At 63.9% G+C, this 9,039-nt stretch carries 12 protein-coding genes; 5 read left to right on the forward strand and 7 right to left on the reverse strand.

Annotated elements, in window-relative coordinates; all coding sequences use genetic code 11:
• Positions 1-214 precede the first annotated feature (214 nt).
• On the forward strand, positions 215-733 hold the full coding sequence (locus ACLKOZ_RS18405; protein WP_436477197.1) for a hypothetical protein: 519 nt from the start codon (positions 215-217) through the stop codon (positions 731-733).
• Here the strand turns inward: ACLKOZ_RS18405 and ACLKOZ_RS18410 are convergent.
• A complete protein-coding gene (locus ACLKOZ_RS18410; protein WP_436477199.1) occupies positions 730-1,749 on the reverse strand; it encodes a LacI family DNA-binding transcriptional regulator in 1,020 nt (339 codons plus the stop codon). The genes ACLKOZ_RS18405 and ACLKOZ_RS18410 overlap by 4 nt on opposite strands.
• Positions 1,750-1,943: 194 nt before the next feature.
• On the opposite strand from ACLKOZ_RS18410, the gene ACLKOZ_RS18415 reads away from it, so the two are divergent.
• Positions 1,944-2,117 carry a hypothetical protein gene (locus tag ACLKOZ_RS18415; RefSeq protein ID WP_436477201.1) on the forward strand — a complete coding sequence of 58 codons (174 nt, stop codon included), beginning with the start codon at positions 1,944-1,946 and terminating at the stop codon, positions 2,115-2,117.
• Positions 2,118-2,207: 90 nt separating this feature from the next.
• Here the strand turns inward: ACLKOZ_RS18415 and ACLKOZ_RS18420 are convergent, their stop codons facing one another.
• Together ACLKOZ_RS18420 and ACLKOZ_RS18425 are read right to left on the reverse strand one after the other, a co-directional pair.
• Positions 2,208-2,531, reverse strand: coding sequence for a hypothetical protein (locus ACLKOZ_RS18420; protein WP_337346209.1), 324 nt, complete (start codon positions 2,529-2,531; stop codon positions 2,208-2,210).
• Between the two features lie 149 nt (positions 2,532-2,680).
• A complete protein-coding gene (locus tag ACLKOZ_RS18425) occupies positions 2,681-3,034 on the reverse strand; it encodes a hypothetical protein (protein ID WP_337346210.1) in 354 nt (117 codons plus the stop codon).
• A gap of 156 nt (positions 3,035-3,190) precedes the next feature.
• Here ACLKOZ_RS18425 and ACLKOZ_RS18430 point away from each other — a divergent pair, with 156 nt between their 5' ends.
• The 3 genes from ACLKOZ_RS18430 (at position 3,191) to ACLKOZ_RS18440 (ending at position 5,733) form a co-directional block, all read left to right on the forward strand.
• Positions 3,191-4,408 carry an MFS transporter gene (locus ACLKOZ_RS18430; protein WP_436477204.1) on the forward strand — a complete coding sequence of 406 codons (1,218 nt, stop codon included), beginning with the start codon at positions 3,191-3,193 and terminating at the stop codon, positions 4,406-4,408.
• Between the two features lie 36 nt (positions 4,409-4,444).
• A complete protein-coding gene (locus ACLKOZ_RS18435; RefSeq protein WP_436477206.1) occupies positions 4,445-5,143 on the forward strand; it encodes an esterase/lipase family protein in 699 nt (232 codons plus the stop codon).
• Positions 5,144-5,490: 347 nt separating this feature from the next.
• Positions 5,491-5,733 (forward strand): zinc-ribbon domain-containing protein, encoded by a 243-nt coding sequence (locus tag ACLKOZ_RS18440; protein ID WP_436477208.1) that lies wholly within the window; start codon positions 5,491-5,493, stop codon positions 5,731-5,733.
• A 30-nt stretch (positions 5,734-5,763) separates the two neighbouring features.
• Here ACLKOZ_RS18440 and ACLKOZ_RS18445 read toward each other — a convergent pair whose 3' ends face one another.
• The 4 genes from ACLKOZ_RS18445 to ACLKOZ_RS18460 form a co-directional block, all read right to left on the reverse strand.
• Complete coding sequence (locus ACLKOZ_RS18445) at positions 5,764-6,210, reverse strand: SipW-dependent-type signal peptide-containing protein (RefSeq protein ID WP_436477209.1); 447 nt, start codon at positions 6,208-6,210, stop codon at positions 5,764-5,766.
• Entirely contained in the window at positions 6,203-6,835 is a 633-nt protein-coding gene (locus ACLKOZ_RS18450; RefSeq protein ID WP_436477211.1) for a signal peptidase I, read from the reverse strand. Before ACLKOZ_RS18450 ends, ACLKOZ_RS18445 begins: the two co-directional genes overlap by 8 nt.
• Positions 6,836-6,920: 85 nt before the next feature.
• Positions 6,921-7,523, reverse strand: coding sequence for a TasA family protein (locus ACLKOZ_RS18455; RefSeq protein ID WP_436477213.1), 603 nt, complete (start codon positions 7,521-7,523; stop codon positions 6,921-6,923).
• 462 nt (positions 7,524-7,985) lie between these two features.
• Positions 7,986-8,894: a phosphatase PAP2 family protein gene (locus ACLKOZ_RS18460; RefSeq protein WP_337346217.1), complete on the reverse strand. Its 909-nt coding sequence runs from the start codon at positions 8,892-8,894 to the stop codon at positions 7,986-7,988.
• Positions 8,895-9,039: the final 145 nt, after the last annotated feature.

Here is a 9,039-nt window from a genome sequence, read left to right on the forward strand (position 1 = left end):
CTTCTAGCGAAACGATTGCGCGAACGTTTCGATAGTAGAGACAAACGTTTCGATGTGCAATGGGTCACAGGAAAGATTCTTTTGGCACCCTGCGGTTGCCCTATCACTCCTGGTCGCCAAAACCCGCGAATGACAGCCATAAATGGCAGGGCAACCGGGGTGGGCGCGGCCGGTGTAACCTACAGGCAGACCAACCAGCCTGAGGGGGCAGCGCATGGACAATCACCGGCCTTACCGCGTGACGCGGACGTGGAAACTGATCATCGCCTTCGCAGCCGTCGTGGGCGTTGGCACCTGGGTGGCCTTGGGCTTTCTCTGGGCGGCGCTATTCGTCGTTCAGCCAGGCAGCCTTCAAGTGCTGGACACAGCCCCAGCCGATCAGGACGTGCCGGCCGGAGACTACGCTTCCCTCACGGACGCGCGGATGGAAGGTGCCCGTTTCCTGGGCACCTACAGCAACAGCAACTACTTCGCGGCTCCAAGCACTTACGACGAGAACAGCTTTTGCCTCATCACTGAACCGGTCGCAGACGACGGCGTGTGGGAAGCAACCTGCAACAGGCTGATCGATGGCAGGGGCGTGCTGACCAGTATTTCCGACACCGAAGGCAGATGGGCAATCCTTGTTCCTGACCAATTCGACCACGGAGAGCTGGAAGCTGAAGGGTGGGTCTCGGTACACCGGAACCTGCTGGTCCAGCCGATGATGCGTCCAGCCGAAGAGACGCCCTAAGAGGCCGGAGCTGTGCCCGAGGGCGCTGCTCCTGTGGAAGCGCGGTACTCAATGATGGGTGCCAGGCGGACAATCGAGGGTTCCGCGGACTTGTCCGCGATCCTCTTGGTCAGCAGTTCGGCGGCCGTGGCACCCACCTGGAAGGCCGGTTGCCGGACGGTGGTGAGCTGCGGCTCGAACAGGTCAGCGTAGGCGAAGCCGTCGAACGTCGCGAAGGCGATGTCCTCAGGCATCCGCAGGCCCCGCTTCTGGATCTGGCGGAGCGCTGCGGCGGCCAGGACGGTGCTGCAGGCGATAACGGCCGACGGCGGTTTGGCACCTGACAGCGCTGCTGCAATCCCGGCGTCGGTTTCTTCAGGTTCGCCGGCGATGACTGTCAGCCGATCCGCTTCCTGTATTCCCGCCGTCGTCATGGCTTCCCGGAAAGCCTCGTGCCGTTCGCGCAGGGTGGCAACCCTGGTGTCCCCGGCAATGAGGAGGATGCGCTCATGGCCCTGCGATACGAGGTGTTCAACCAGTTCCATGATCGGCGCGCGGTTCTCGACTCCAACCTGGTCAAAGGGGTCAGCGGACAGCCGGTCCATCAACACCAGCGGGGTGTCCTGGTTGGTGAACTCCGCCAGGGCCTCCGAGCCGGAACCAGCCGCGCGGGCAAGGATCAGGCCGTCCACCCGGCGCTCGAGGAGTGCTTGGACTGCCCGGGCCTCGCGTTGTGGGTCTTCGGCGGAATTGGCCAGGAGCAAGGTGATGCCCTGGCTGGCGGCCGTTTGTTCCACGCCCCGGATCATTTCGGCGAAAGCCGGTTCCCCGCCGTCGGAAACAATGAGGCCTATGCTGTCCGTTCTTGAGCGGCGCATGGCGCGGGCCAGGGCGTCCTGCCGGTAGGAGGTTTCTTCGATGGCTTTCAGGACGCGCTGGCGTGTCTCATCGTTCACATGCCTGGTCCCGTTGAGGACGTGGGAAACGGTGGAAATGGACACGCCTGCAAGCTTGGCCACTTTTACCATCGTCGTCATCGGCGCCGCCCTCGGGGAATCGGTTACGCGAACGTTTCGCATAACCTCCGCCAGTTTACAGACGGGCGCCGTGCGGAGAGGGCAAGGCCCCGTCCTTCCACCCCAACTAGGTAGCAGCAGATGTCGTTCTGAACGCTCAAAACGACATCTGCTGCTACTTAGATTTGGGCGGCCACTCCAGGAAGGACGGGGCTGTGCTGGTGCGCGGCGGAACGCGGAACTACCTGGCTTCGAACAACATCGTCAGCAACGTACCGGCCCGGGTAGTGCTTGACGCTAGCACCGCCAAAACCAAGATGATCTACTCCGCCGAAGACTCACAAATCCAGTCGTTCACTACTGACTACATCAAAGTTCCCACTCCGTAGACCGGAAAGATTCTGGTTCACAGGGACAGGCCCGGCATTCCGCAGTGGCGGTGTGCCGGGCCTGTCGTCATTCTTGAATCCTGGAACGCCTCAGGCAGCGAGCAGTTGGCTCCTGTGGGGGGCCGCGGGCCTGGGAGGCAGGACGCTGAGTGTGCAGTGGGACTGGTGTGGATCAATTTTTGCCGGTAAGTGGTGCGTTTTGGAGCACGCCTCCAGCTGCTTCAGGGCCTCTGGATCCACATGGGCAGCCCGCATGTCGAGCTCCAGGTCGAGGCCTTCCTTCAGTGCGTTGGCGCGTTTCACCACGACATAGAGGGCCTGGACGTTGCGGACGGTGACGTGGCCCTTCGCCAAGACCTGGGCCTTGGCGTGGTCGAGGTCAACCCGGACAAGAACGTTGAGCTTTTCGGTCAAGATGTACTGCCTTCCCCTTGAGGCTGCGACGCTGCAACCATTACCCTGGGCTCCTGCGACGCTGCAGTCGAACCCCGGGTGGCTGCGCCGTTGCAGCCTCGTCAAGCGTAGGCAATGCCTGTGACGTAGGCAACACTTTGCCGAAGTTGTTACAAAGATGCCTCCAGCTTGGTGTCCAGGCCGCCGGCCAGTTCGGGCGCGGCCGCCATGGACCAGCGCTGGCTTTCCGGCTCGAAGCTGACCACCACGGAAGCCACGGCGATCCGGGCTCCGTCGATGGCGAGCAACAGGGCGTCCTCCAAATGCCGCGCATACTCAAGCCGCTCAGACAGTGTGCCCTGAAGGTCACTGTCATCGATGAGGACGTGGCCCTTGCCATGCACGATGACCTTCAGCGAAAATCCCTGCTCCTCGTGCAGTGAACCGCGGGTTGATGCTATTTCAGTGACACTTTCCGCGCGAACCAGGCTGTTGCTGATGGTGCGGAGCCATACGTCCCCCATGAAACCCTCCCTATTGGTTGCGGAGAACGGGTAGCAGCGTCCCCCCAAGGCAAACGGTAGTCCTCAAAGAGCCTCTTGTGACCCCCTAAATGTGCTTTGAATTACATTGCCGGGCCGGCGGAGCGGCTATCCGGCCCGGGTCATAGGATAAATCTGATGACTTCGCCCGATGATCCCCAGCCCTTCAGCCTCCGCAGCATCGCCGTTGCCGCTTTTGGGCCCACCCTGCTGTTCGGGATCGGCACCGGCGCGGTCATGCCGATCGTCGCGCTGTCTGCCCGTGACCTGGGTGCGTCGGTGGCAGTTGCCGCGCTGATTGTGACCCTGATCGGGCTCGGATCCTGGTTCTTCAACCTGCCCGCGTCCCTGGTGACGCTGAAGTTCGGCGAACGCTGGTCCATCGTTGGTGCCGCGGCTGCCGCGGCACTGGCCCTCGCCGCCGCCGCGCTGGCCCCCCAGCTTCCTGAAGGCATCTGGCTGCTGGCGGCGGCAATGGTAGTAGTGGGCATGTCCTCCAGCGTGTTCGGGTTGGCCCGGCAGAAATACCTGACCGAAGCCGTTCCGCTCAACTACAGGGCGCGGGCGCTGTCCACCTTGGGCGGGGTGAACCGCATCGGCGTGTTCATCGGACCCTTCGCCGGTGCCGCCGTCATCCAGTTCGCCGGCCTCAGCGGCGCGTACTGGGTGGGCGTAGTGGCCATGCTGGGCGCCGCCCTGCTGTCCATCACCATCCCCGACCTGGAGGTTGCCGCACCCAAGCCGGGTGCCGACGTCGGGCCCCAGCCGACGCTGCGCAGTGTTGCCGTGTCCCACGCGGGGATCTTCCTCAGCCTGGGCACAGGCATCCTGCTCCTCAGTGCACTGCGGTCCTCCCGGCAGGTGGTCATCCCGCTCTGGGCCGACCATCTGGGCATGGACGCCACCCAGGCCTCCCTGATCTACGGCATCTCCGGCGCCATCGACATGCTGGTGTTCTATCCCGCCGGCAAACTCATGGACCGCCGCGGCAGGCAATGGGTGGCCATCCCGTCCACCGCGATCATGGGAACGGCCCTGCTGCTGATACCCCTCACGGGCGGATTCACCGGCCTGCTGCTGGCCGGGATGCTCATCGGATTCGGCAACGGCATCAGCTCCGGCCTGGTGATGACCCTCGGCGCCGACTTCTCGCCGGACCGCGGCCGCGGTCAGTTCCTGGGCCTGTGGCGGTTCATGGCCGACGCCGGCTCCACCGGCGGGCCGCTGCTCCTCTCCGGGGTGACGGCGCTCGCGACGCTGGGCGCTGGGGTCTCAGCCACCGGCGTCCTGGGCTTCGCAGCGGCGGCCGTGTTCGCCGTCGTGATTCCCCGCCTCAAGCACCGCCGGAACTATTGAACACGGCAGCGCACCCAAAGCGGCTATCCTCAACAGATGGGTGACGACGCCGGTGTCAGCGGACCGCTGCAGAAGGCCCTGTGGTGGGCCGAGGACTACGCCTACGCCGCAGGGTGGCAAATCCGCGGGATAGTCTCGCGCATCCAGCCGGGATCTTTCCACCAAGGACACCTCAGTCCCGTGGTGATCATCCCGGGCGTTTACGAAAACTGGCAGTTTATGCTGCCTGTCATCCACGCCATCCACGACGCCGGGCATCCCGTCCATGTGGTGACCATGCTGCAGCGGAACAAACTGGAGGTGCCCGTGGCCGCGCGGCTGGTGGCGCAGCACCTCGAAGAAGCCGGCCTGACAGACGCGTCCATCGTGGCCCATAGCAAGGGCGGCCTGATCGGCAAATACGTCATGCTGTCCCTGGACCCCCAGCAGCGAGTCCGGCGCATGGTCACCGTGTGCACGCCGTTCTCCGGGTCGCGCTACGCGCGCTACATGCTGCTCCGCAGCCTTCGGATCTTCTCCCCCCAGAACGCACTGACCCAACAGATGGCGCGCGAGGAAGCCGTCAACAGCCGGATCAGCTCCATCTACGGCATGTTCGATCCGCACATCCCCGAGGGCAGCGTCCTGCCCGGGGCCACGAACATCCAGCTCCCCAGCGCCGGGCATTTCCGGATCCTGGGCGAGCCCGAGACGTCGCGGATCATTGTGGAGCAACTGAGGGCGCCCATTACCTGAAGAGGGTGGTGGGACCGGCGGCGCTGGGGGAGGACAGCCCGGTCTCAGAGGCAATCCCACCGCCGGCCCCCGTATGAACCCGGCGGAGACGCCGCCGGGAAGACGTGGGCATGACCGGTGCGGAAGACCGGTGCCGACACCGCTGCGTTGTAGTGTCGGCCCGACCTTCCGTACCAGCCAGCATCATTCAAGCCGAATTGCCCTGGCCGGGCACGAGTAGCCGGTACTCGACTTTTGGTTGCCGGGGTACCCGCCTTAGGGCGTTCTGTTCCGCGGCGGGGATCGAACTAATCTTCTCGCGGACTTCCCGTAGAGTGGCTGATAACAAGCATGCTTACTATCACCGATTGGAACGCGCAATGCTGCTGATTTTTGGACTCAAGACCGTCCTTCGTGCACTGCCTGGCAGGTCAGCCACCTGCCGGAACTGCGGACGCTTTTGCCAGCACTACCTCGATGAGGAGGCTCGGAAGTTCACCCTGTTCTTCATTCCGGTCTTCACTACCTCCAAGGCCTACCGCATCACCTGCTCGAATTGCGGCATGGTTTCGAGCATCAGTTCGCGGGAGAAGAAGGCGCTGGTGGGGTAGGGAGCAGGCTGAGTCGCCCGAGCGAACGTCCTAGCATTGCAGATATTTAATGAAGGGCGGACCGGTCCATACGTTCGTCGAACCGGGAACCCTGTACTGGCCCGCGATTTCCACCCGCCACGAACCTGTGAAGAGCATTGCCGAGGAGAACTTCCGCTGCGCAGGCTTGCTCAGGTCGCCGGTATGGACAGGAGTCGTGCTGGAGCCGCTGTAAATTTTCAGCTCGTGGTAGTTGGCGTTGAGCACACGGTCGTAGCGAGTCACCGCTATGGTTGACAGGACGAGGGCGCACTCAATCGTCACCGTCGTTTGATGAGCGGCCGGGGCGGGGAGGGTCGCAGCGCTGAATGGCGTTGCCACGTGGTTCATACCCGAGAAAGCGGCGAATGCGGAGCCTGGGGCAAGCGTCACGCCCAAGGTCAGGGCCGTCACCACCCCCATGGCCCTTGCGACGGTACCCGTTGCCGGCCTACTCACTGGCGGAGGGTTCCGGGTTCTTGCGCCAGATCGATCCCAACAACCCGATCACCAGGACGGCGGGCGCCCCGTACATGAGCGTGTTGAGGACAAGTGGCTGGCGCAGGTTCCGGATGGCTTGGCCCACGTAGGGCACGGTGAGGACATGTTGGTCGACGGTTGCCCCTTGGAGGGTTGCGGTCCAGGGGTCTGCGCCCCTGTTGGCGTCCCCCTTGGTGCGTACCGCCATCGAACCGTCCGCATTGGTAAGGACCTCCGCGACCCTGTGGGTCTCCACCCGGTGGTCCTCAACGGGAATGTGGTACGTGATGATGTCTCCCACGCGGATCTCGCTGATGGGCGTGGGGACAGTGACCACCACGTCCCCGGGGTTGATCAGCGGGGACATGGAGCCGGTGAGCATGGTGGACGTCTGGTAGCCGAAAACCCGGGGCCCCAAGGCCAAAAACAGGAACGCGGCAATGGCGACGGCGACCATCACAGTGCTCAGGATGTTGATGGTCCTGCTCGCGATGGCTTTGGCCCTGGAGGCCCCGACGCCCCGATGGGGGGTTTGGGGGCGCCGGGACGAGTGAGGAGCTGCTGCCGTGCCGTTTGCCCAGGCAAGGTCGGTTACTGTGCTCATCGCTATGCAGCCCCTAGGTTGGATTGCGTGATTCGTGGAAAGTTGCCTGACGGTGCCGCGTTCACAGCACCGTCAGGTGGCCGTGCTACTTGACGGTGCCGGTGCGCTGCGTGGCGTTGAACGTGAAGTCGACGGTGCTGCTGGCGCCCTGGAAGGAGTTGCCAGCAGTAGTGGGCAGCGTAGTGGTGATCTTCAAGTGGTCGGCCGAGGCTGGGGTGAGGGAGGAAAGGCCGCTCAGGGCCTTGTCCGCGCCGATGACTGAACCGCTGGCAAGGACAGCCGTCTCCGTTCCGGAGCAGGTGTCAACGGCGTTTGCCACGGCGGTCCAGGCAACGCTGCACGCTGCGATGGTGAGCTGCAGGCCGTTGGTTGCGTCGGTGGTCAGGAGCGAGGGAGTCGCGGTGCTGACGGTGAGCTTGACGGCATTGAGGTTGGAGTCGCCGGTGTTGCTCAGCGTGGCGAACTTTTCCACCGAGTCGCCGGGCAGGAGGTTCGTGACGGGCACGCTCAGTGTGCCCGGATCGGTGAGGTCGATGACCACCGTGCCGGCCGTGACGGCCTGGTCCACAGTGGTGGTGCTGCCGGTAAATGCACCGTATGTTCCCATGCCTGCAACGGCGGCTGCAGTGCCCACCAGGGCGACCGAAGCGAGAATCTTGCCTGACGTGGTTTTGATGCTGAGACCCATGAGTATTTTCCTATTCGTGAAGAGGGCCCACCCCCAAGCGGGCCGGCCGCCCCCCAGTGGGCCAGCCGTTCTGCCTCGCCCTTCCGGGCTGGCAAGAACCACTCTTCAGGTACTCGATCAAAGAACACCGGGGTAATTCCTCAAGCTTCAGTCAAGAAATACTTGTGCCGCTTGTGCTTTCCACGCTTTCGCGGCGGGCTTGCAGGAGCAGCCGATGGTGTGGGTTCCCACATCAGTGCAAAGCGGAGCGGCTTTGTCCTGTTTGACGGTGCTATACATGAGCCATGCGCGTTACAGTGCCCGCCGGGGAAGACCGGGACTCAGTGGATTGCCCCCATCAGTTCGTTGGCCGCTGCGATGAGTGCTCCGGACGGATGGGGCGTGTCGAAGCGGACTTTAGGAGGGACGAGGGCGTGGAAGCCTAGCCAGCACGTCCAAGTCCAGGTCCCGCATAGGTGACCGTCAGCGCTCCGGTGAGTCCCGCCGTCGTGCGGCATACGCGAACAGCGACGTCGTGGCCACGGTCGCCAGATACCCGGCGATCACAATGAGCGCGATGCCCGCCCAGAAGTAATTCGTTGTGCTGGATTCCTGTGCCGGACCGGGCGCGATCCTCGCCAGCGAGTACACGGCCACGGCAGCCGATACCAGGCCGATCAGCACCGGCAGCGCCAGCCAGATCTTGGCTGAACCCACGTGCCTGCCGAAGCCATCCCACACATTCCAGGACCCGTCGTGGCGCACGATCAGCCAGCCGGCCGGGATCATGAACGCCCCCACCAGCAGGAACGCGGCCACTACGTCGGCAGGCCGGTGCCACTGGTTGATCAGCGTGGATACGCCTGACGCGATCGCAAACGTTCCGCCCACGAAACCGGCCATCGGGCGCCAGCGCGGGGAAGCCATCAGGAACACTGCAGCGGCCGCGGACGCCGCCAGCGTGGTGTGCCCGGACGGCAGCGAATTCAGCTCCAGCGTCACCACGCCCTTATCCGGGCGGGCCGGCAGCACGTCCTTGAGCACCTGGGTGGCAACGTTCGCGCCGATACACGCGGCAATGGCGATCCCCGCGGCCGTCCAGCGGCGCCGGATCACCGTGACAAACAGGACCACGACGGCGGCCATCAGCAGGGAGATGGTGGGGAGCCAATCGAGGAACTCGGTGGCTGCCTTGCCGGCAGGGCCGTGGATGTCAACGGCTTCAACCAGGGCAGACTCATCGATGAACTGGCCCGTGGTGGTCTGGACGAAGTAGTAGTACGTGGCGATCAGTCCCACGATGCAGGCCAACGTGGCGAAAGCGAACATAAAGCCGGAGCCCGGGGCGGGGCGCAGCTGGGTCCGGGCCTGGGCCTGTCGTGAAAAGGTCATCAGTTAAGGGTGTCACAGAAATCTGGGAGCCCGCTTCACCCAACTAGGTGTATTACCCACGGAGGTTGGTGACGCGGCTGGCGGGTGGCTGACCCTTGAGTGCGGTGTGGCCTCGGTGGACTCTTCTATGTCTGTCAAGCCGCAT

The organism is Arthrobacter sp. R4 (assembly GCF_051365025.1).
GTDB lineage: Bacteria > Actinomycetota > Actinomycetes > Actinomycetales > Micrococcaceae > Arthrobacter.

What these genes read in the sequence shown, in the direction of transcription:
- ACLKOZ_RS18405 (WP_436477197.1), top strand. Translation starts at nt 215, where the DNA reads ATGGACAATCACCGGCCTTACCGCGTGACGCGGACGTGGAAACTGATC.
- ACLKOZ_RS18460 (WP_337346217.1), bottom strand. Translation starts at nt 8,894, where the DNA reads ATGACCTTTTCACGACAGGCCCAGGCCCGGACCCAGCTGCGCCCCGCC.
- ACLKOZ_RS18410 (WP_436477199.1), bottom strand. Translation starts at nt 1,749, where the DNA reads ATGACGACGATGGTAAAAGTGGCCAAGCTTGCAGGCGTGTCCATTTCC.
- ACLKOZ_RS18430 (WP_436477204.1), top strand. Translation starts at nt 3,191, where the DNA reads ATGACTTCGCCCGATGATCCCCAGCCCTTCAGCCTCCGCAGCATCGCC.
- ACLKOZ_RS18425 (WP_337346210.1), bottom strand. Translation starts at nt 3,034, where the DNA reads ATGGGGGACGTATGGCTCCGCACCATCAGCAACAGCCTGGTTCGCGCG.
- ACLKOZ_RS18455 (WP_436477213.1), bottom strand. Translation starts at nt 7,523, where the DNA reads ATGGGTCTCAGCATCAAAACCACGTCAGGCAAGATTCTCGCTTCGGTC.
- ACLKOZ_RS18450 (WP_436477211.1), bottom strand. Translation starts at nt 6,835, where the DNA reads ATGAGCACAGTAACCGACCTTGCCTGGGCAAACGGCACGGCAGCAGCT.
- ACLKOZ_RS18435 (WP_436477206.1), top strand. Translation starts at nt 4,445, where the DNA reads ATGGGTGACGACGCCGGTGTCAGCGGACCGCTGCAGAAGGCCCTGTGG.